This window comes from Alteromonas sp. 4NH20-0056 (assembly GCF_057539655.1).
This window is the reverse complement of the sequence record NZ_BAAJLS010000003.1, coordinates 393,153-416,083: the sequence shown is the minus strand read 5'-3', so window position 1 is coordinate 416,083 and position 22,931 is coordinate 393,153. Positions and strand designations below refer to the sequence as shown.

The 22,931-nt window shown below is 45.4% G+C and carries 16 protein-coding genes; 8 read left to right on the top strand and 8 right to left on the bottom strand.

Features of this window, described 5'->3' with window-relative positions; translation table 11 throughout:
* Nucleotides 1-270 precede the first annotated feature (270 nt).
* The gene (locus AC27EZ_RS07950) at nucleotides 271-3,354 is read left to right on the top strand and encodes a hybrid sensor histidine kinase/response regulator (protein WP_487134938.1); all 3,084 of its coding nucleotides are present in this window, start codon (nucleotides 271-273) and stop codon (nucleotides 3,352-3,354) included.
* 61 nt (nucleotides 3,355-3,415) lie between these two features.
* On the opposite strand, the gene AC27EZ_RS07945 is transcribed toward AC27EZ_RS07950, so the two are convergent.
* From AC27EZ_RS07945 to AC27EZ_RS07935, 3 genes are all read right to left on the bottom strand, one after another.
* Nucleotides 3,416-4,114: a DUF2982 domain-containing protein gene (locus AC27EZ_RS07945; protein ID WP_487134821.1), complete on the bottom strand. Its 699-nt coding sequence runs from the start codon at nucleotides 4,112-4,114 to the stop codon at nucleotides 3,416-3,418.
* 217 nt (nucleotides 4,115-4,331) lie between these two features.
* The gene (locus AC27EZ_RS07940; protein WP_487134820.1) at nucleotides 4,332-7,460 is read right to left on the bottom strand and encodes an efflux RND transporter permease subunit; all 3,129 of its coding nucleotides are present in this window, start codon (nucleotides 7,458-7,460) and stop codon (nucleotides 4,332-4,334) included.
* Nucleotides 7,457-8,599 (bottom strand): efflux RND transporter periplasmic adaptor subunit, encoded by a 1,143-nt coding sequence (locus AC27EZ_RS07935; protein WP_487134819.1) that lies wholly within the window; start codon nucleotides 8,597-8,599, stop codon nucleotides 7,457-7,459. Before AC27EZ_RS07935 ends, AC27EZ_RS07940 begins: the two co-directional genes overlap by 4 nt.
* Before the next feature lie 139 nt (nucleotides 8,600-8,738).
* On the opposite strand from AC27EZ_RS07935, the gene AC27EZ_RS07930 reads away from it, so the two are divergent.
* From AC27EZ_RS07930 to AC27EZ_RS07915, 4 genes are all read left to right on the top strand, one after another.
* Complete coding sequence (locus AC27EZ_RS07930; protein ID WP_487134818.1) at nucleotides 8,739-9,380, top strand: TetR/AcrR family transcriptional regulator; 642 nt, start codon at nucleotides 8,739-8,741, stop codon at nucleotides 9,378-9,380.
* Between the two features lie 95 nt (nucleotides 9,381-9,475).
* On the top strand, nucleotides 9,476-10,489 hold the full coding sequence (locus AC27EZ_RS07925; RefSeq protein WP_487134817.1) for an aspartate carbamoyltransferase: 1,014 nt from the start codon (nucleotides 9,476-9,478) through the stop codon (nucleotides 10,487-10,489).
* Nucleotides 10,490-10,493: 4 nt separating this feature from the next.
* Nucleotides 10,494-11,774, top strand: a complete 1,281-nt coding sequence (gene hemL / locus AC27EZ_RS07920) for a glutamate-1-semialdehyde 2,1-aminomutase (RefSeq protein WP_487134816.1) — start codon at nucleotides 10,494-10,496, stop codon at nucleotides 11,772-11,774.
* Nucleotides 11,775-11,792: 18 nt separating this feature from the next.
* Nucleotides 11,793-12,878: an adenylate/guanylate cyclase domain-containing protein gene (locus AC27EZ_RS07915; protein ID WP_487134815.1), complete on the top strand. Its 1,086-nt coding sequence runs from the start codon at nucleotides 11,793-11,795 to the stop codon at nucleotides 12,876-12,878.
* On the opposite strand, the gene AC27EZ_RS07910 is transcribed toward AC27EZ_RS07915, so the two are convergent.
* The 4 genes from AC27EZ_RS07910 to glnK all read right to left on the bottom strand — a co-directional run bounded on the left by AC27EZ_RS07910 (nucleotide 12,872) and on the right by glnK (nucleotide 17,418).
* Entirely contained in the window at nucleotides 12,872-13,798 is a 927-nt protein-coding gene (locus AC27EZ_RS07910) for a Dyp-type peroxidase (protein ID WP_487134814.1), read from the bottom strand. The genes AC27EZ_RS07915 and AC27EZ_RS07910 overlap by 7 nt on opposite strands.
* A 79-nt stretch (nucleotides 13,799-13,877) precedes the next feature.
* Nucleotides 13,878-15,572 carry a gamma-glutamyltransferase gene (gene ggt / locus AC27EZ_RS07905; protein ID WP_487134813.1) on the bottom strand — a complete coding sequence of 565 codons (1,695 nt, stop codon included), beginning with the start codon at nucleotides 15,570-15,572 and terminating at the stop codon, nucleotides 13,878-13,880.
* A gap of 228 nt (nucleotides 15,573-15,800) precedes the next feature.
* On the bottom strand, nucleotides 15,801-17,048 hold the full coding sequence (locus tag AC27EZ_RS07900) for an ammonium transporter (RefSeq protein ID WP_487134812.1): 1,248 nt from the start codon (nucleotides 17,046-17,048) through the stop codon (nucleotides 15,801-15,803).
* Between the two features lie 31 nt (nucleotides 17,049-17,079).
* Entirely contained in the window at nucleotides 17,080-17,418 is a 339-nt protein-coding gene (gene glnK, locus AC27EZ_RS07895) for a P-II family nitrogen regulator (RefSeq protein WP_421133353.1), read from the bottom strand.
* A 263-nt stretch (nucleotides 17,419-17,681) separates the two neighbouring features.
* Here glnK and AC27EZ_RS07890 point away from each other — a divergent pair, with 263 nt between their 5' ends.
* The 3 genes from AC27EZ_RS07890 (at nucleotide 17,682) to AC27EZ_RS07880 (ending at nucleotide 20,262) form a co-directional block, all read left to right on the top strand.
* The gene (locus tag AC27EZ_RS07890) at nucleotides 17,682-18,527 is read left to right on the top strand and encodes a hypothetical protein (protein WP_487134811.1); all 846 of its coding nucleotides are present in this window, start codon (nucleotides 17,682-17,684) and stop codon (nucleotides 18,525-18,527) included.
* Nucleotides 18,528-18,663: 136 nt separating this feature from the next.
* On the top strand, nucleotides 18,664-19,590 hold the full coding sequence (locus AC27EZ_RS07885) for a DUF808 domain-containing protein (protein ID WP_487134810.1): 927 nt from the start codon (nucleotides 18,664-18,666) through the stop codon (nucleotides 19,588-19,590).
* Nucleotides 19,591-19,977: 387 nt separating this feature from the next.
* Nucleotides 19,978-20,262: a hypothetical protein gene (locus AC27EZ_RS07880; RefSeq protein WP_487134809.1), complete on the top strand. Its 285-nt coding sequence runs from the start codon at nucleotides 19,978-19,980 to the stop codon at nucleotides 20,260-20,262.
* 214 nt (nucleotides 20,263-20,476) lie between these two features.
* Here the strand turns inward: AC27EZ_RS07880 and mrcB are convergent, their stop codons facing one another.
* Nucleotides 20,477-22,810, bottom strand: coding sequence for a penicillin-binding protein 1B (gene mrcB, locus AC27EZ_RS07875; RefSeq protein WP_487134808.1), 2,334 nt, complete (start codon nucleotides 22,808-22,810; stop codon nucleotides 20,477-20,479).
* Nucleotides 22,811-22,931 lie beyond the last annotated feature (121 nt).

Here is a 22,931-nt window from a genome sequence, read left to right as displayed (position 1 = left end):
ACTAGCTATGTCGATATAACTTAGGTAACTGCATACATATTAACTGGCTATCCCACTTTACCGCGCGACGCATTTTATTCGAGTGCGATTGTACATAGTTTGTGATGTCGGCCGCTGTATTAACATGGTTACACTCCCCTTCAATTTCAATTTCTCGCGTTTTCTATTATTTGTACAATTATTCGCACAGTGCTTTAATACCCCATCACTAAGAATAAATGTATAAAGATGCTGTTAATTCGACTTTTCCTTATTTTTGCCATCTCTGTCATGGCCGCGCTTGTGCAACCCGTTCATGCTCAGCATGTAGAGCAACTTTTCAATGAGGAAAAGACGTATGAGCTGTCTGACTCGTTATTTTATTTATTTGAAAGCGACCTTCCCCTCTCTATTTCAGATGTAACAAATCGCCGAAATGATTTTAGAATTCATGCGAACAACAATCCTAATTTTGGTTTCAGAAATCACGGCATGTGGCTTCTTACGTCAATATCTAACGTAAGTACCCAAAAAAACTGGGTATTCTCGATAAACTTCAGCCAGCTCGATCGCGTTGATTTTTATCTTGTACAAAATGGTCGCGTAGTCTCCCATAGTCATCAAGGTAAAGCCCAACAAGACCAGTTGTTTAGGGTACCCACATTTCGAGTGGCACTCGATAACGCGGAACAAGCCGATTTATATATCCGTATTGAAAGCAAATCATCAAGCTTGATTACACCACTACGCATACAGCCCGAAACTATCCATAGCCGTTACTTTCAGTTAGATAGCTTAGTGTGGGGTTTGTTTTACGGTGGCCTACTGATTCTTGCTGTTTATAATTTTGTGCTTTTTTTTGGGGTAAAAGAAAACAGTTTAATTGCTTACGTCACCTATATTTTTGCCGTGATTTTATGGCAGTTTGTGTGGGGCGGTCATATTCATATGCTCTTTAGCAATGGCATTCCAGCATGGCTGGTGAACCACACAGAACTCATCTTCGTCATTATCGGTATATGTTCGGGTTTGTTTACCATTAGCTTTTTAGAAACCCGAAAAAATGCGACCAACATCCATCCAATCATCACTGCATTGCTGGTTATCCAAGGCTTTGTAGGTTTTGTAAGTTTCTTTGATGTTCTCCCTGCAATATGGAAAAACAATCTCGTCTATGGCGTAGGCCTTATTGCAATATGCAGTTATATATACGCAGGTTTTGAGGCCTTTTTTAATCATTTTCGACCTGCCCGTTACTTTATATTTGCCTGGACGATGTTGGCTGCTGGAGCCATTATAGGTATGCTCAGCCTGATAGGCATTTTTCCTTCCAATGACTTCACTACGTACTGTTTTCAAGTAGGTGTATTCTTAGAGTCGGCCTTGTTCTCCTTTGCCCTTATGGAAAAAAGCCGTAGCCAATTGCAATTGGAAGTCGAGCAAGCCACTAATGATTTACGCAATAATATGGAGTTAATAGAAGAGCAAAACGCCCGACTTGATATCGCCCGAAAGGATGCAATAAAGGCCAGTAATGTTAAGTCGCAATTCTTAGCAAACATGAGCCATGAAATACGCACACCATTAAATGCTATTTTAGGATTTAGCCGCGAATTAACTAACGCCTCGCTTCCCTCTGAGCAATCAGAGCAGGTGAGAATTGTGAATACCGCTGCTGACAACCTGCTTACTATTGTTAATGACATACTCGATTTCTCAAAAATCGAGGCGGGTAAACTTCAAATTAGCAGCCAACCATTCTCGCCTAATCAACTGCTAGAAGAGATGGTTACCATTATGGCTAAGTCGTCACATGGTAAAAAAATAGAATTTGTGTTTGACCTTGGCCCCCTACCCGAAAAACTTATCGGGGACATGTTTAGAATTAGGCAAGTGCTAAACAACCTGCTCAGCAATGCGCAAAAGTTCACATCAACCGGCACCATTACGCTCTCAGTGAAAGGGCACTCCCTTCCTCATGGAATACATGAGTTACAAATAGTGGTTGAAGATACGGGTATAGGCATCAGCCGTCAGGACCGCAAAAAACTGTTTAATGCCTTTTCTCAGGTTGATGATGCATTAAATCGTAACTACCAAGGAACGGGGCTAGGCCTTGTCATCAGCAAAGAGTTGGTGCGCTTGATGCGGGGCGACCTTACCTTAAAAAGTACGCCGAGACTTGGCTCAACATTTACCGTTACGTTACGCCTAAATAATTTGAGTCAGAAATATGCGCCGGTAAGCGATCCGGACTGGGCTGGTAAGCATGTGGTAATTTTCGATCCCATACCTGCAACCCGCCGTGCCAGTGCGGCTATGCTCAGTCACTTAGGTGCCATTGTCACGTCAGTTGAGAGTCTCGCGTTTCTTGAAACCCTAACCTCGCCCGTTGACGTATTCATGGCAACCATTCCTGTCAGTAAGTCGCATTTACGTGAAACTTACTTGAATCGATTTGTTCGCTTCAACGCGCAAAAACGTATTTTGTGGTATTCGGGCTCGGACCCTTATGCGCGCTATCCCAGCCTATCTGAACACTTTTTAATGCACATGCGAATGCCAATGACGCTGACAAAATTAGACAAAATCGTAAGCAGTAAAAGTACGCCAGTGCGCAACCCGCTGCAAAAGAGTATTGCTGCGCTTCCAAAGGCTCGCGTGCTGGCCGTTGACGATATGGATATGAATTTGAAGTTATTGCATACGTGGCTTGATGACTCGCCAGTAATGCTTACTACCACCACCAGCGGACAAGACGCTATCGACAGGTGCCAAATACAAGAGTTCGACCTTATCTTAATGGACGTGCAAATGCCGGGGATTGACGGGTTACAAGCGTCGCGTGAAATAAGGCAAACCCCACTGAACATCGGTACGCCAATTATTGCGGTTACCGCTCATGCGTTTAAAGAAGAACAAGATAGACTGCTTTCATCGGGTATGGACGATTATCTTCCCAAACCGATCGAAACCGGCTCACTCATCGAACTAATCAAAACATGGTGTAATAACGCTGAACCATCGACCATTATACTACCAACACTTGACTGGCAACTTGCATTAAAACGTACAAACAACAATGTAGGGGCTGCTCGAGAGCTGCTTAATGACTTAATCTCGTTGCTACCCTCAACCATTGCAACACTCGATAGATTATGGGAAGAACGTGACTACCAAGAGCTTCAAAGCGAAGTACATAAACTGCACGGCGGTACCTGCTATTGTGGTACGCCTCGACTTCAACATTTAGCTAATGAGCTAGAACAAGCATTGAAGTTAGGCAGACATTTCCTTTTGTCAGAACATTTGCCAATGCTCATGGAAGAGGCTGAAAATGTGTCTAGAGAGGGTAGACAGTTTTTGCAAATGTAAAAAATAGACGTTGCTTTTGAGGCAACGCCTATGCGTTATGACAAACCTCGATAATAAGGTGTTACGACACGCCTTCCTGCGCTTTTGCTTCTTTACATTCGGCAATAAGCGCCGCAAATGATTCTGGGCTTCGGTCTATTTCTGAGGTTGCAATATACACGTCATAACCTAAGCGACGACGAAGTTCGGTCATTCTGTGTCCAAGCATCGCTTTTATACCGGTAAGCATAGTACCGTCGCTCAGCTTAAAGTGATTATCATCAAACATTGACTGCTCGTAACAACTTCCCGTTGAGCAATTCGCATCGTCAGTGTTATGTAGTAACAACGGGCGTTGCTCCATAAGTAAGTGAGTGGCTAGTCGAGGAGAAATGTCTTTAAGAAAGCGTTGATAGTCTTTGATTTTGAAGCCAATGGTTTCTAGCCCAACATGCTCCAGCCCTTTTCTTACTCTGGGCCTATCAACTCGTTGTAAGTTATCCCAATCAATATGCCACTGTCCCAAACGATGTCGGTAGATGATAGCTTCTTTGGTAATTTCTAAACTATGCGCCGGCTCGCGTATTTTAAAATACCCAATAAGCAACGCAATCAGTGAGGCACTGGTAATAAATATGCTGGCTAAAAAGAGCCAATCGGGTAACAGTACGAAGCATAAAAACGCTATAAAAAGCCCTGCTGTGCCAATCACCATACTGGTGATACCGTTACTTTTAGCAGATGCCCTGATTAAAATTGATTCGTAATTATTGCCAGACATAGAAATACACTACCAACATGATGACGGCCCACACTATATAAAGACGTATTCGCTGGCACACCTTACAGTCGGTTTGCCAAAACGACAACACACCTCTTTTTTTTGCTGAAGCCATCTTTTTTTTACTTTGCATAAGACATTATACGTAACTAATGTTGGCTTAGTTTACCCATTAATGAAGCAATACAAAAACCAACGTGTCCAACTCGTCCTTCCCTTATGCTTCGTGTCGAAAGCGATAGCGCTGGAATGCAGCGACAATCGTTGGAGTGAATACAAGTGACAATATCACTGAGAAACCCACCCCCCCGGCTATTACAACCGCCAAGGGTGGCCAAAAGCTTCCATCGCTGAATAACAGTAGCGGCACAAGCCCACCGACTGTAGTGAAGGTGGTTGATAAGATATGTCGACTACAGCCCATGGTTTCTTTAACGATGGCTTTGGTATCTCCCCTCTTCGCGTCTTGATTAGCGTTGATGGCAGCTATGACAACGATAGAACCATTAATTGCTACCCCAATTAGTCCAGCGCAGCCAAGCAAAGGATTAAACCCTACCGGCAAACCCGAAACCCACAAGCTCAGCATACCAAGGCCCACTGACAATACCGCCACCATAACAATCACACTGGCCATACGTAAGCTGGTAAATGTGAGAATAAGTGTGGTTATCATCAGCACGAGAAGCACTGGCGCATACGTAGCTAATTGTCCTAGCGCTTGCTTTTGTTCATCAGCATCACCAGCGAAGTGCAAACGATATCCTTCAGGTAAAACAAGCCGTGATTCGAGTAAACGTCGTAAGTCATTGCTGGCGTCGATAGGCGGTACGCCCGGTAACAAATACGCCTGAATACGATTTAGTCGCTCACCATCTAGACGAGTAATACTGCTAACCGAGGGGATTAATGACAACGTGCTTACCGCCGCGAGTGGCGACCATGCTATTTCATTCTCTCCGGGCACCGGAATAGGCATTGCGTCAACACCGGCAACATTGCGTCTAAAACTTTCTTCTAACCTAACTCGTACGGGTATTTCCTCTGTGGTTTCAAGCACCGAACCGCCAGTCAACCCAGAAAAATTAATCTGCATTTGGTTAGCCAGTTCTGACAGCGACACTCCTAAGTGGGAAAGATGATCACTATCAGCATTAAGCTTTAACTCTGGCTCCCCCATTGTAATACTGGCAGTAGACTGGGAAATACCTTCAACCTCAGACATTAACCGGCGTACTTGCTCTCCTAATTCGTTAAGTACGTTTAAATCAGGCCCTAAAATCTCTACCTCTACAGGCGCGGCAATGGGCGGCCCTTGACCAAATGAACGCACCACTATTTGTACTTCGGGAAAGTCAGTATCAAGTTGTCGCTGCAGCTGTCCGACTAGCGCAACCGCGTCTTCAACGGTGGTTGTCGTTACTACTGCGTTGGCAAAGTTCGGCATATTATCGCGCACCATCATCTGATTATAATAAACCGATGGCGCAGAGCCACCAATCAACCAGCTGACTTGTTCAACGTTAGGTTTGTTTCGAATCACATCATCGACGGCTTGGGTAAATCGTGCCGTATTCTCAATGCTACTGCCATCTTTCGTCCAGAGGTATACCTCAAACTGGTCGCGATCAGCGCTAGGGAAAAACACACTGGCTAATTGAGTGGAAAATACAAAGCCGGATACACATACGATAATGATAACGGGCAGCACTAGAGCAGGCATTTTAATCCAACGTCCCAACTGGACACTGAATGCATGACTTAGTTGCGGCGCTTGAATACCAATCTGCCACCAGTGAGTTTTGTTTATCAGCTGCTCTCCCCGCGGTAGGAACCGTGCCGCAAGCGCTGCAATAATCGTGAGTGAGATAAACAAAGAGCCAATCAATGCCATAACCACACTGATTGCAATCGGCCCGACAAAGTCACCGATGTTGCCGTTTAACAGGAAAATAGGCATAAAGCCGAGGATCGTAGTCAGCGTTGACGCTAACAGCGGCGCAAATAAATGCGACACGCTTTTTGCCATCGCTCCGACGCGCGTGAGCGCATTATCTTGCAAGTTAATGCGTATTTCATCAGTAATAACAATTGCATTATCGATAAGTAAGCCAATGGCAATAATCATTCCGAAAATCGACATTTGGTGTATTTGTTCGTTATAAAAACTGAGTGAAAACAATGCGAAAGCGGCACACAGCGGTAGCGCTAACCCCACGATCCATGCTGCTCTAAAGCCCATGAATAACAAGATAACTAACATGACCACCGCACACCCCATCAACAAGTTGATGGATAAACCCGCTAAGCGCTCAGCAGTATACTCATTTTGTTCAAAGGCGATGGTCGCCGTTACCGTGCCAGCGAAATCCTGGTTAAACGTATCAACGATATCAAGCGCGCCAGCTGTCCACACGTCAGAGCGTAGAGAAGGTTGCATTCTGGCTGCGACAAAAATTGTCATTTCACCATCAAGAAGGGCGACTTCGCTGCGCGGCGATGCAAAGCTTCGCTCAACATTAGCAATGTCTTCAACCCGTAAATAGCGTCCGTTTTGGTTTAAGAGCGGAATAGAGGCAATTTGATCGATTCCACTTAACCCTTGAGCGACAGAGAATCGAAGATTACTACTGGCATTATCGAGCATACCAGCAGGCAACTTCGGATCGGCTTGCTTAATAATATTGCTCACTTGCCCCAATGTAAGACCGGTGGCCGCCAGTTTGATGGGGTCGATATTGACACTTATTTCTTCATTCGGCTCACCATACACTCTTACTAACTCGGTGCCATTTACATTTCGTAAACGGTCGGTGAGCTCTTGTGCTAGTCGCCCTGTAAGCGTTATGGGAGTGGTGTCTGGATGCTCTGGCTTTAATGATAGGAGGAGCGTAAACGCTGTGGCTCCACGCTTTTCATCAAAAATAGGCGACATAGCGCCTTCTGGAAAATCAGCAGAAGCAGCGCCTATCGCGTCGCGTATTTCACTGAATAATTCTTCGTTACTGGTATTATCTATCCAGTCTTGCGTTTCAATCAGAATAACTGAAATACCTGAGCGAGAGGTTGATTTTACCTCTTTGATTTCGTAAATCTCACGAAGTCGATCTTCAATCACATCGCTGACAAGCGCTTCAACGCGCTCAGCCGAAGCACCAGGATATTGGGTAATAATCAGCGCATTTCTGGTATCAATTCGTGGGTCTTCAATTCGTGGTAATGAGCCTAGCGCTGATAACCCCGCAACGATCAACACGATAAGGCTTAAAGCCAATAAATGGCCGCGACGATAGAACAGCGTATACCATGGATAAGATTTGGTAGTATCGTGAGAAAGTGGGTTCATTTTAGCGCTCCGGACACTTCCCCCTGTTTCACAGAGACCATTTGGCCGGGCGCCAACTTGTGTGTTCCGTTTGTGATATAAAGCTCGTTATCACTCAATGCACCACGTACAAAAGCGTTAGCGCCATCGGTGTAGATAACCTCGACAATACGCGCTTCAACACCGCGCTCATTACCTTCAGGTAATACAAAAACGCGCCACAGACCCCGAAGGCCGTTGCTTAGCGCATCGATTGGCAACCAACTTCCACGTTTATTGTGTGTACGAAGCCCAGATAACACCGCCATATCGCCGGGGCGTACACGACTGTTATCATTTAACGTAACTAAAATATCAACCGTTCTGGTTTGTCTGTTGCGCACGGGAAGCAATTGGCTGATGGTGCCAGCGACATCGTTCTCACCTACACGAATCAGTACCGGTTCATCCTGTGCAAACTGATCAATAATGTCTGCTGGCACAGCAAATCGGGCCTGGTAAAGTTCAGCACTTGTTATCCCTAGTAATGGGGCGCCGGCATTAACTACACTGCCTTCATCGAACGTTCGAGAATTTACCACACCGTCGAACGGGGCGATAAGCGTAGTTTTACTACGTTCTACATTAACGCTGTTAATGGCCGCTTTGATTTCTTCCACTTGAGCCCGTGATACTGATTCACTTGCATTCGCTTCATCAAGGCGTTGCGCTGACTCGAGCTTTCTCTCTACTAAGGTCTTTGTTCTGCTATTGCTTAATTGCGCGAGGGTTAAGTCGGCATTAGCACGCGTTAATGAGGCATTCAGTTCAAGTAGTCGGGCGTTTAGTCTCTCGCTATCGAGTTTGGCAACAACTTGCCCTTTAGTAACGACGTCACCCTCATCAACCGCTATATCGATAAGTTGTCCGCTTACATCAAATGCTAGGTCTGTTGATTTCGGTGACTCAATTAACCCGAAAATATTAACTGGCGTTTCAAAGCTAGATTGAATTTTCACACGACTGGTCGTCACGGCAGTGGGTTGTTGTGCCAGAGAGACATCCTCTGCACTGCTTAAACCGGCGGCAAACAATAATATAACCAGCCCCACAAAGAGGGCGATAACCGCGGTAACAAGCCCAAGGCGATTTGGCTTAGTAGTTTGAACGTCGACCGTCATTTTGATTCCTTAACCGTACCAGTCAGTTTGTCATATTCTCATCGCCATGCTAGTCTATAAATACTAGACCGTCCAGTTTGATTATTAACAATTTTCAAACAAGACCCAACGCTCTGCATCGAAGTGGACTTTTAAAAGCATGGATCAATCCCTAAAACGTCAAGGCCGCCCAAAAAGCGAAGAAAAGCGCCGCTTGATCCTGCACGCTGCTTCATCGCTGTTTTTGCAGGAAGGCTTCGCCAATACCTCAATGGACAGTGTAGCAAAAGCATCTGGTGTTTCTAAACAAACTGTTTATTCTCACTTCGACAGTAAAGATACCTTGTTCCAAGCCGCAATAAAATCAAAATGCCAGTCATATCAACTCGATACGCAACATATCGACACGGTATCCACTAGCGGCGTAAGTTTTAAAGAATGTATGAGCAAGATTGGTCAGCAATTTATTAAACTTTTGCAAGACCCAGAAACTATTGCCATTTTTCGCGTAATTATTGCGGAAGCTGGCAACAACGCGCATGTTGCCAAGTTGTTTTATCAGGCGGGCCCTGATTCGTCCTTGGTGGTACTAAGTAATGTGATTTACGACTATGGTAAAGGTCGAATTGACCAATCTGTAGCAAACCAACTGGCCGTTGATTTTTGTGCATTACTAAAAGCTGAGCACCACACAATGATGCTGTGTGGTATTCAAGCCCCGCTTTTAGGAGATGCCTTGGTGAAACATGTGAGCACGGCGGTAGACAAAATTTCGTTACTGTTTAATCACTCCCTGAATTAAGCCCAACTCTCATCGCAATCTCATGCGTGGAATTGATTACATCATCTATCTAATGTTATACACTACGCGCGTTTTCGTTGATGATTGAGTGACATATGTTTAACTTTACCGGCAACCACATCCTTTCTGTTAATCAATTCGATCGTGACGCTATTGAGCGTGTTTTTTCAGTCGCTGACTCTATGAAACCCTATGCCCGTCGAGAAAAGCGAACGACGGTGCTAGATGGCGCCATTCTCGGGAACTTATTTTTCGAACCCAGTACGAGAACGCGTGTAAGCTTTGGTACTGCGTTTAACCTACTTGGTGGAGAAGTGCGTGAAACAACGGGAATGTCGAGTTCTGCGTTAGCGAAAGGCGAATCGCTTTATGATACCGCGCGCGTACTCAGTGGCTATTCCGATATTATCGCTATGCGTCACCCCTCAGCAGGCTCGGTAGCCGAATTTGCTGAAGGAAGCCGTGTTCCGGTGATAAACGGCGGTGATGGCGCGAACGAACACCCAACACAAGCCCTTCTTGACCTGTTTACCATAAAGCGCGAATTAGAGTATAGCGGCCAAGGTATTGACGGTTTACATATCGCAATGATTGGTGACTTGCGCTACGGCAGAACGGTACACTCGTTATCCCGGTTACTTTGCTTGTATAAAAATGTCCGTTTTACACTCATTTCTCCAAAAGAGCTGGCAATGCCGCAACCGGTTATCGACGCGATTGAAAACGCGGGTCATCAACTCACGATTACCGAGACACTAGAAGGCAATATGGATGCGGATATTTGCTATCAAACCCGCATTCAAGAAGAACGTTTTCCGTCTCAAGAAGAAGCGAATAAATACCGCGGTAAATTTCGCTTAAATCAAGCCATTTACACGCGCCATTTTCAATCTAAAACTGTGATCATGCATCCACTTCCAAGAGATTCTCGTATGGAAGCCAATGAACTTGATAACGATTTAAATTTAAATCCTAACCTGGCCATTTTCAGACAGACTGATAACGGCGTTCTTGTTCGTATGGCTTTATTCGCCCTTACATTAGGCGTTGAAGAGCTCGTTTCTAAATATGAACGTGATGTGGTGTGGCACAGCAATAAGAGTAAATAATTTCATGCAAAAATCTGAAGTACTTTTTACAAGAGCACAAAAAACCATTCCTGGCGGCGTAAACTCACCTGTTCGTGCATTTAAAGCCGTAGGGGGAACGCCCCGTTTTATTACCAAAGCTGACGGCCCTTACATGTGGGACGTCGACGGTAAGCAGTATATTGACTACATCCAATCATGGGGCCCCATGGTGCTGGGCCACAACAACCCAGCTATTCGTGAAGCGGTCATCGAAGCCTCATTCAATGGCTTATCATTTGGCGCGCCAACCGAAGCTGAAGTCATTATGGCTGAAACCGTAAGCCAATTAGTTCCGTCTATGGAAATGGTACGCATGGTGAACTCCGGAACCGAAGCCACCATGTCTGCCATACGTCTTGCTCGTGGATATACTGGCCGTAACAAAATTGTTAAGTTTGAAGGCTGTTATCATGGTCATGCTGATTCATTGCTTGTAAAAGCTGGCTCTGGGGCGTTGACCCTTGGCGTACCAAGCTCACCGGGCGTACCAGCAAATGTCGCAGAGCACACGCTAACGGTTGAGTACAACAACATTGATAGTGTAAAAGCAGTGTTCGAAGCGCACGGTGACGACATCGCATGCATTATTGTCGAGCCCGTTGCAGGCAACATGAATTGCATTCCGCCAGTAGAAGGCTTTCTGGAAGGGCTTCGCGAAGTCTGTGACCAGTATGCAAGCGTGCTGATTTTTGATGAAGTAATGACAGGCTTTCGTGTTTCACGTGGTGGCGCCCAAGAAAAGTATGGTGTTAAGCCAGATTTAACCTGCTTAGGAAAAGTCATTGGCGGCGGCATGCCAGTGGGATGTTTTGGCGGTAAAAAAGAAATAATTACGCATATCGCGCCAACCGGACCGGTTTATCAAGCAGGTACGCTATCAGGCAACCCAGTTGCAATGGCTGCAGGCCTTGCCGCAATGAACCAAATAAAACAAGAAGGTTTGTACGACAGTATCTTTGAAAACACGCAAGCCTTAGTAGATGGTATGCAAGCACTTGCTGATAAACATGGTGTACAACTAAGTACTAATGTTGCGGGCAGTATGTTTGGGTTATTCTTTACTGATGTTAAGCGGGTAACAAACTACCAACAAGCCATCAATTGCAACACAGCACAATTCAACAAGTTCTATCACGGTATGTTGAATGAAGGCGTATATTTAGCACCTGCATCTTATGAGGCTGGCTTTGTTTCTAAAGCCCATGACAAAGATATTATTGCAAAAACATTAGAAGCGGCAGACAAAGTGTTTGCCACACTTTAAGTATTATTGGACGCGACTGTGACATTCAACGACTGGTTACTGACTTTCTTATTTTTGGTGAGTGCATACAGCGTTGTTGTCACTGCAGTGCTGGTGGCGCAACGTCGCCAGCATAACGATAAACAAGCGCAAAACAATACCAACATACAGCGCGTTCATATCGAAGCGCTTGATGAAAAAGAAAGGCGTTTTCAGGCTACCGCTGACGAAGCCCTTCGTTTGTCTCAAACGTTTCAAAAATTTGTTCCCAAGCAGTTTGTCGATCACATCGCTAAAAAAGGCTCTGATACCTTGGAACTCGGCCATGCCGATGAGGACGAAGTTGCCATTTTGTTCTGCGATATTAGAGGCTTCACAGGTCTTTCGGAAAAGATGCGACCGCAAGAACTTATGAATTTTCTGAATTCTTACTTTTTGCGAATGAACGACCCTATCCATCAAAACCAAGGCTTCATTGATAAGTTTATTGGCGACGCTATTATGGCTTTGTTTGATCACCCGGGCGGCTCAGCCAAAGAAAAAGCAGTCGACGCACTCAATGCAGCGCTTGATTTACGTAAAGCGCTAGGGATTTATAATAAGCATAGAGGGAACAGTGGATACGACCCTGTAAACGTAGGGGTAGGCATTCATTTTGGCCCAGTTATATTAGGTACGGTAGGGTCAGACGATAGAATGGATACCACCGTTATCGGTGATAGCGTTAATATTGCGTTTAGACTCGAGTCGTTAACCACCAAATATAATGCTGATATTATTGTTAGCGCCCAAGTACTTCAGACCATCGGTGCAGACTTTCCGGTTAAAACACGCTTGTTAGATTGGGTTCGGGTAAAAGGGCGTGAAGCACCTATTGAAATATATGAAATACTCAGCCATCTACCTGAAGCAGAGCAGGATATACGCTATTCTGTGCAAACTAAGATTGCCGCTGGCCTTGCATGCAGGATTAACAAACAATGGGACGAGTCGATTGCACACTTTAACGCAGCGCTTACCATTAACCCTGATGATTCATTGGTAAAACATCATTTAGCAGTGTGCAAGATGTACCGCAATATGGAACTTGCTGATGACTGGGATGGCGCGCTTAATATTCAGTAATTATTCCGTCTCGCTTGGTCTCGAATAAACGTTACAGAGGGTGCGAAGAAAGCCGCTCCGGTTTCTGCACTCGTAAAGTCTAACCAGCGATCATAATCACCTTCCCCATTGCCATAAATTTGGCTATGCAACATGGCCTTGAAAGGCCTCGCGCTGGCACTACAACAGACAAAAAATAACCCTTGTGATGCCATGTCACCATATGGCATCCCTTGTTTTATCAATTCGACGTCGCCCCCTTCAGAGGCTGCGCCATGTGCACGAACACTATGGGAGGAAGCTGAGCATTCTGCGCTATCCAGATTGTGTTCTTGAGTTTTTCCCATCACCTGTTCTTGCTGACGAGTAGAAAGGCTATGCCAACGGCGAAGGTCGTGTCGATAGCGTTGAACATGAAGATAGCTTCCGCCACTAAAATCTGGGTCATTTTCACCGATAATGGCAACAGTTCGTCGCTTCATGCCTCTTGGGTTATCGGCGGCATATAAATAACCATTTAAATCCCGCCCGTCTAAGTAGCGGAACCCTCTAATTTGTTCAACCAATTCGACGTGTAGGCGAAGTAAATCCATTACTTCAATACCAATCGCATGGCAAATATCTAGCCGGTCAGCTCGAATTTGAATAAACAAATCACACGGCATTGTCGGGGCACTTCGGTCCTCACATTGCATGTCAGGAAAAGGCGCAAGTTCTATTGGGATAAGACCTGGATAAACATCGTTCCAATAGCCAGTACCAATGGCAACCACGCCAGTCACCATGGCTTCATAATGCTCATTTTCGAAATGTTCAAATATGTCTAATACCCGAGATAATTTTGCTCGCACGGCTTCACTGTCATCATCCACGACATTAAGCAGTAAATACTGTGCATGTAAATTTGGCTCGGCACATATTCCTTTTTGTGGTTGTGTCATTGGGACTCTTATTATTGTCTATTTACCCTAACGGCGATATCGCAAACGACTCGCCTATTGGCTCTATTCCTAAGTGTGTCTAATAGCCAGCAGCTTGTCCATCTTTTCGACTTTCTGACGCACCAAAATACACGCCGCGTTTATCGTCCCACACTATTGCCTGATAGCCTCCAAATGCGCCGACAACGCGCTGTAATGTGTGGCCTCGCTCCATCAGTTCACGCTGCGTCTTTTCACTGAAGCCAGATTCTAAGCTTATGAAGCCGCCATCTCTCATTAAATCACCTGTTGGGCTGCTCGAACCGCTATGCAGTATGCGAGGCGCATCACCCGCTTCTTGTAAATTCATGCCGAAATCAAGCATGTTGACGATAATTTGCGCGTGCATTTGAGGTTGGGTGCCTCCCCCCATTACACCAAAGCTCATTAAAGGCTTTCCATTACGCGTAACAAATGCTGGTATAATAGTGTGGAAGGGGCGCTTGCCTGGGCGATATTCATTGAAATGCCCTTCTTGTAGGGTAAACATCTCTCCTCTATTTTGGAGAATAAAACCCAGTCCTGGCGGAGTCATACCTGAGCCCATGCCTCGATAGTTACTTTGGATAAGTGACACCATGTTCCCGTCTTTATCCGCAACCGTGAGATAAATAGTGTCACCTTCATAAATGCCAGCATCTATACGTTTTGACGCTTTTTCTTCATCTATTAATGCTTGTCGCTTTGCCGCATACTCTTTAGATATGAGCCAATCTACTGGGATGGCGTTAAAGTCAGGATCGGCATAAAACTTAGCGCGATCTTCAAACGCCAGCTTTTTAGCTTCAACGAAGGTGTGAATATAATCCGCTGAGTCAAACCCCATGCCCTCTATGTCGTAACGTTCTAGTACGTTGAGGATCTGTAAGGCGGCTATACCTTGTCCATTTGGCGGTAATTCCCACACATCGTATCCGCGATAATTAGCAGAAACAGGTTCTACCCATTCAGAAACATGAGAAGCCAAATCTTGATACGATAAAAAACCACCTTGCGCCTTCATGTACGCATCGATAGTTCTGGCAATATCCCCTTTATAAAAGGCATCTCGTCCACCGGTGGCGATTTTTTCGTATGTTACCGCTAAGCCCGGGTTTCTAAAAATATCGCCTTTCTTGGGCACTTTACCGTTTAATAAGAAGGTATCGGCATACCCATCGTAATGACCAATTCTGTCGGTGTTCATTTGCCAGTAGTAGGCAATTAATTCGCTAACAGGAAAACCACTTCGCGCGTATTTGATAGCAGGAGTCAGCAATGTCGACATCGGTAACTTGCCAAATTTACCGTGTAGCGCAAACCAGCCATCCACGGCACCGGGGACAGATACCGGTAAAGGGCCAAACTTAGGAATTTTATTTAAGCCGCGCTCGGCAAAGACAGACTTGGTTAATTGGCGTGGTGAACGGCCTGACGCATTTAATCCAACCAGCTTTTTCTCTTTAGCATCCCACACGATAGCGAACAAATCGCCGCCAATACCACTTCCTGTGGGTTCGACAAGGCCTAACATCGCATTGGCTGCAATGGCAGCATCAACTGCACTGCCCCCTTGTTTAAGGATATCAAGTGCAACCTGCGTTGCTAAAGGCTGACTGGTTGCTGCCATGCCATTTTGCGCGATAATTTCTGAGCGACTGGCAAAGGGTTCGCCGGTTATTCTGTCGTAAGCCGATACATTGCCGAGTGAAGCAACATATCCTATTGAAAATAACAAAAGCGTGCGCAGTAGCATGGTGGTTCCCCGAATAAGGTGTTTTATTGTTATGTTATTTACCTAGTGTAGCGCTATTTGCTGGTATATGAAAAACCAATAAATTGCTCTGCGTTTCACGTCTTACCACGTGTCATATATCAACCGTTTTAATACGCTTAGAAATAAAAAAGCCTCGCATGATGCGAGGCTTAAACGAAGTAATTATGGCATTATTAGTGTTGTTATAATCTGCCTAATCAAGGTTTCTTAAGAACGACCGCCTGTAAAGTCTGGGTAAGCTTCTAAACCACACTCACTCATATCTACGCCGTCAAACTCTTCTTCTTCTGTCACACGAATTCCGATAACAGCTTTAAGCGCTAACCAAACCGCAAGGCTTACTAAGAATACCCAACCGAAGATAGTTGCTGCGCCAATTAGCTGACCTGTAAGGCTTGAACCGTCATTTGTGATTGGAACAAGAAGTAGACCAAGAAGACCAACTACACCGTGTACCGAGATAGCACCTACTGGATCATCGATTTTAAGCTTATCAAGAGTAACAATGCTTAGTACAACCAAGATACCACCAAGACCACCGAACAACGTTGCTTCTAGTGGCGTAGGTGTAGACGGCTCAGCCGTAATTGCTACCAAACCAGCAAGCGCACCATTAAGCGCCATGGTAAGGTCAGCTTTGCCAAACATAACACGAGCAAGTAGAAGTGCAGCAATCGTACCACCAGCCGCAGCTGCGTTAGTGTTCATAAACACGATAGCAACAGAGTTAGCACTTTCAACCGTTGCAGTAGCAAGTACTGAACCACCGTTAAAGCCAAACCAGCCCATCCATAAGATGAACGTACCTAATGTAGCAAGCGGTAAGTTTGCTCCAGGAATCGCATTCACTTTTCCGTCAGCAGTGTATTTACCTTTACGAGCACCTAGTACAAGAACACCCGCTAGCGCAGCCGCTGCACCTGCCATGTGTACAATGCCTGAACCTGCGAAATCAGAGAAACCTAAATCGCCTAGCGTGTATAGGCCAAAGACTGCTTCACCGCCCCATGTCCATGCACCTTCCATTGGATAGATGAAACCGGTCATAACAACAGTAAACGCTAAGAACGCCCACAATTTCATACGCTCTGCAACCGCACCAGATACAATAGACATTGCTGTAGCAACGAAAACAACCTGGAAGAAAAAGTCTGCAGATGGTGCATAGGTAGCTGGCTCATCGGTAACGCCCGTTGCACCGTCGCCCATAATCCCGCTTAAAAACGCGCCCCATTCACCGCCGCCGTACATGATACCGTAACCGCAAACCATATACATGGTGCAAGCAATCGCGAACAGTGCGATGTTTTTAGTCAAAATTTCAGTTGTGTTTTTAGCTCTTACTAATCCAGCTTCAAGCATTGCAAAGCCTGCTGCCATCCACATAACGAGCGCGCCGCAGACTAGAAAGTAAAAGGTATCAAGCGCATACCCTAGTTCAAAAGTGATTTCCATTATGGTTTCTCCGCAAAAATATCGTTATGGCTTACAGCGCGTCGCTATCAGACTCACCCGTTCGAATACGAACGGCATGCTCAAGGTCGTAAACAAATACCTTGCCGTCCCCAATCTTGCCTGTTTTAGCTGCGCTAACGATGGCTTCAACTAAGCGTTCCACCTGATCATCTTGCACTGCAATTTCTAGTTTAACTTTAGGTAGAAAGTCCACCTGGTACTCCGCTCCGCGGTAAAGTTCTGTATGTCCTTTCTGACGTCCGAAACCTTTCACCTCGGTGACGGTCAAACCGTCAATACCGATTTCAGAAATGGCTTCACGAACATCATCTAGCTTAAAAGGCTTGATGATAGCAGTGACTAGTTTCATGAGTTGCTCCAAGTAATGTTGTGGTTATAGTGCACATTTCGTGTCTTATACCTGTTGTAAACCAAGAGATGTGCCATAAATTTTAATCGTTAAAAAACAAATGCTTAGCATGGATACAGAATATTCTTCCTTAGAAATATGCACCATAGTGGTGCACAAAGGTATTATTGCCCCATGCACGAGCAGGGTGGGTTAATGTGTCGATTATTAGCGGTAAGATTAGGATGAAATTGCAAAGTAGCGAACAATGGAATGAATAATAGATGACGTGTCCCAACGTGCCCTTTGCGGCTTCTTACATCCATGAAATGCATGCCATCCCCCCTACGGGAGAGCGTTGGCGTCACGTTGTGCGCGGGCACTATGTGAAGAGTATGAGTCTTGCGATAGGAATTCATATACTTGCAATCATAGTGATCATGTTAAGTGCCACGTTTTCTTCTTCGCCATCCTCGCATTTATCGCCAGCCCAAACATCACCGCCTGTTCGCGCTGTTTTGTATTTTCCGCCCATCAAACGAGAGACCCCTACCGACACTGAGTCGGCAACGCCGTCAAACGAAACGCCTACCCAAAACGAAGAAATGCTAGCAACCGATGATGTGATACAAACAACGAATGAACCTGTTACTCGAACCGATGACCTCACACAACCAAAATCGCACGCACTAGCCGACAATGAAAAGGCGAAGGATAAAGCGCGTGAGCAAACCTCGCCTAGCCCTCTTCCCCGTCCATCCCTCGATGTCAGGAAAGTACCTGAAATGCACACAAGCAAGCAGCCTACTACAGCAGCTAGCGCCGTTACTGACTACTTTCATAGCTATAACAATGAACAGTTGCACAACGATGCACAGCAGGCATCCAACACCTTTCGAAAGCTTAAAACTAGCCCGGTACTGATTGCCCCTTCCTACGAACGCGACACTAATTTTGATGAGCAGCGTGTCGTTAAAAAAGTAAATTGTACCGGTACGACCAACAAGGTACTTTCCCTATTGAGCGGATTTGCAGGGGGTACGCTGAAGTGTACTGATTTTGGGGGCGCTGATAAGTTTATTGAAAAACGTATCAAAAAAGCCCCCGAAACCGATCGCCAACAGCGTTAACACTTAACTACGTTTTGCCTATGTCACTACGTTGTAAATAGACGCCACTCTTTAACACGCTTACCAAGAATATACCGTTGCCAAACTAGCGCATAGCAACGTATGCTTATGAATCTGAAACGAAAGGAATACTATTGTGGCCGCAGCAAACTTACTTGCACTTCTTGATGATATTGCAACCTTAATGGACGACATTGCCGTTATGTCGAAAGTCGCCGCCAAGAAAACTGCTGGTGTATTGGGAGACGACCTCGCACTTAATGCTGATCAGGTTCAAGGTGTTAAAGCAGATAGAGAGCTTCCCGTCGTATGGGCAGTGGCAAAAGGCTCGTTGCTCAATAAAGTTATTTTGGTTCCCGCTGCACTCATCATCAGTCATTTTGTTCCATCGCTTATAACACTCCTGCTCATATTAGGCGGGCTATTCTTATGTTTCGAAGGCGCTGAAAAGCTGCTTCATAAGTACCTTCCTCATGATGATGAGCGCGCACAACAAGAAGCGAGGATTGAAGCGGTCAGCAAACCTGATACTGATATGGTGGCCTTTGAAAAAGACAAAATTAAAGGGGCAATAAGAACAGACTTTATTCTTTCAGCCGAGATCATTGTTATAGCGTTAGGAAGTGTCAGCGATGCGCCTTTCACCACACAGCTGGGCGTTCTTGTTGCACTAAGCTTAGCGATAACGGTAGGTGTATATGGTCTTGTCGCCGCTATTGTGAAAATGGATGACGTTGGCTTGTATCTGTTACGAAAGTCACTGACAGGTTCAATGAGTACCCTACAGCGATTTGCGGGGAGAGCGCTGCTTGTTGCAGCCCCGGCGCTGATGAAGACCCTTGCTGTGGTAGGCACCATAGCGATGTTTTTAGTAGGGGGAGGGATCCTTACACATAATATTTCGTTGCTGCATCACGTCGCGGCAGACTTCATTGCTTTAGCGCCTGACGCGGCGTTAGTCATGTCTATCTTAGCTGATGGTATTGCGGGGCTAGCTGCGGGAGCTGTATTAGCGGTGGTATTCACCGCAGTATCTCGATTGCGAAAGCCTAAAGCGGCCTAATTAATACCCTAAAGCCAACTGCATTGCGTTACCTTTTAGCATATTCAGCCATAGGTAGCGCAGCCGCCCTTTTTTAATGTCATTTTGTGCGTTATTGAGTCACTGAAATTCAAACCACATAGCATAATAGTCCCTTCCATTTTTAGTTAGCATTTTTCGCCACTTGGTATGTCAAATTCACTAATAGTTAGTATTTGATTATATCTTCTTTTACCTACGCCCTCGGCACTAAAAAATAAAAAATATTAAAATCATAATCTTACGATAAATTCATAAGTTGGCACGTCCCTCGCAATAAACCAAGTGTTCTTTGATAACGACTTAAGAGATAGCTGCCACGCAGTACATTTCAGTGCAGTGTCTAACTTTTTAATTTAGGAGATTACCATGTTCCATGTTCGTAAAATTTTCACTGCACTTACTATTACTACTGCTTTGGCATCGTCTGCATTTGCTGCTCAAGACGCTAACGAAAACTTATTGAGCCATACAGATTTTATGGTGAAACGGGCGGCGGCTGACGTTAAGCAAGATGTAACGCTAAACATTACCTATGATGTGCTAACTGCAAGCCACACCTTCGAGCCAGAAGATGATGGTGAAAGAACGCTGGTTGCTGACATCACTATTACGCCAATAAAGCGTGCGGACTTAAACGATAACGACGCGTAAGGAGGCTACCATGTTTACCGCGACTGCATTACTTATGTTAGTACTTGGGCCTGTCGTTGCCTTTGCGCTTAGCGCGATTGCCTTTTCAACGGCCCGATACATGTTGAAGTAAAAGATTTGCTCCCACCTGAGCCCACCCCTTGGGCATTTCACTCCAGTGGGGAGATAGAAAACCTTTACATGTGATGTTTTCTATCTTCTTTCTGGAGTTTTTTTATCCAAAAATTCTTTCCCACCAGCTCTTCTTTTTATTTCCCGATTTGCTACCGGGCTTAATTTTTTTCCCTGCACAATCTTGTTGCGCTGGTGGCAGCACGTCAAGTATCGCCGGTACACTCAAACTATTGGCGCACCCTGCAACAACAACGTTCCCCGTCGCTGCGTCAAAATGTGCGATACCTAAGCCATCAGGAAAACGGCGAGACAGCGATTTCGGAGATTGAGATTTCATATAATTAATGAAGACAGGAAGGGCACCACCCGCCCCAGTTAAATTAATAGGCTTGTTGTCGTCATTACCGACCCATACGGTAACCACATTATTGCGGTCGAAACCGCTAAACCAGCTGTCTCTGTAATCATCGGTCGTCCCGGTTTTGCCTGCCATATTCACATTACCGAATGTAGCACCAATACGTTTTGCGGTGCCATCTGTCGTGACTTTGTACAGACCATAATTAAGTAGGTATGTGGCAGCCTCGTCGGTGCGCTGCGAATAAAACTCTGCTTTCTGCCAAATCAATGCATTACCTGCACCCACCACAGAAGATACCGTATGTAGCGGCACATAACGCCCGCCGTTTGACAGCGTTTGGTACATTTGGTTGGTATTGAAAACAGACAATTCGAAAGCGCCTAGCGTCACCGATGGGACCGGCTCAATCGGTGTTTCAACCCCTAAACGGGCGATGGTATCGATGACAACATCAAGCCCTAACTGCATACCTAAATTGACCGTGGGGATATTGAGTGACTCTGTCAGCCCCTGAACCAGTGGTACTTGACCTCTGAACTCTTTGTCATAGTTTTGCGGTGACCACGGTTTACCATTTTCATTCTCAAGGGTAATAGGCTCATCAAGCAGTGGTGTCGCCAGATTATATTGAGTAGGATCTTCAAGGGCAGCCAAGTAGATTGCAGGCTTAACCAGCGAACCAATGGGACGTTTCGCATCCAGCGCTCTGTTAAAGCCTTTAAATGCGTAATCTCTTGCGCCAACAATGGCCCTGACTTCCCCTTTGGCACTATTGGATACCACGATTGCGCCTTGAAGTGGAACCTTTCTGTCTTTTTGTAGGCCATCAAGCGTACCAGAAAGCGCTTTCTCTGCCCGTCGTTGAGCAACGATATCCAAAGTAGTGAATACTTTAACCCCAGAGTCACGTAAGCTAGCGTCCGCTAGTATTTCTGACAACTCCTTTCTAACCTGCTCCATAAACGCGGGGTGCTTACCGCTTGCTAAGCTGGCGCCACTGGCAAGCCCTAATGGCATATTGATATATTTCTCGTAGGATGCTCGATCGATTTCATTTTCATCGAATAACATACGCAGCACTAAATCTCGACGTTCTTTCACCCGGTCTTCATAACGTCTAGGGTTGTAATAGGAAGGGCCTTTTATCATTGCCACCAATGTTGCGATTTCCGGCACACTAAGCTCGTTTGCCGGACGGTCAAAATAAAAGTAGCTTGCCAACCCAAAGCCATGAACCGCCATGTCGCCATTTTGCCCTAAAAATACTTCGTTTAGGTACGCTTCTAAGATATCTGATTTACTGTAGCGAGCATCGATAATGATAGCCATTAACGCTTCTTTGGCTTTACGAACAATAGATCGCTCACGTGTTAAGAACATGTTTTTCACGAGCTGCTGAGTGAGCGTACTTCCGCCCTGCACCGTTCTTCCTGCCGCAATATTAGCCATTAAAGCGCGAAGAATGGAAAGCGGTGCCACACCATGATGATTATAAAAGTTACGATCTTCTACTAACGTAAGTGCTTTTGGCAGTAGTTCCGGGATAGTGTTCAATCGCACCAACATACGATCTTCTTGACTGCCACTAACCATGCGCGTAACCAACCAGGGCTCTAATTTTACGCTGCCAAAAGGTCGGCTTTGCGATTTATCGTAAATTTCACCTATACGCGCGCCATTCCATGTGATCACAAGGTGACGAAGAGGCTCTGCGCCTTCAGGAAATTGAAACGCTCGGCGCTGTATAGTGAGCACCTTATTCTGGTAGCTATATTCGCCACTACTGTCGGCAAACGTCACTTTGCGGTAGCCTAAAAGTGACAATTCATCGATGACTTCTTTTGGTGTAATTTCCTCACCTTTGCTTAACAGTAAAGGGCGGGCAAAAATTTGCGCTGGCACTTCCCATTTATTACCCGAAAAGGAGTGCTTAATCTGTGCATCAAGATAAAAAGCATATGCCCCCAGTACAACGACACCAATGACGCATAAACGCCAGAAAAGGGTAAAAAGCCAAGAATACTTCGTTTTAGTTTTTGCGTTAGATTTTTTATTCGCCACTTGCTGCGCCATGATGATAAATGCTGGAGACGTAACTCAATACGCCGTTAGCTAATTTGATGATAAACCTACAGGGCCGCACTACGGCGCACACTGCGAAATAAAGAGACTGTCAACACTACCATTGCCGGTA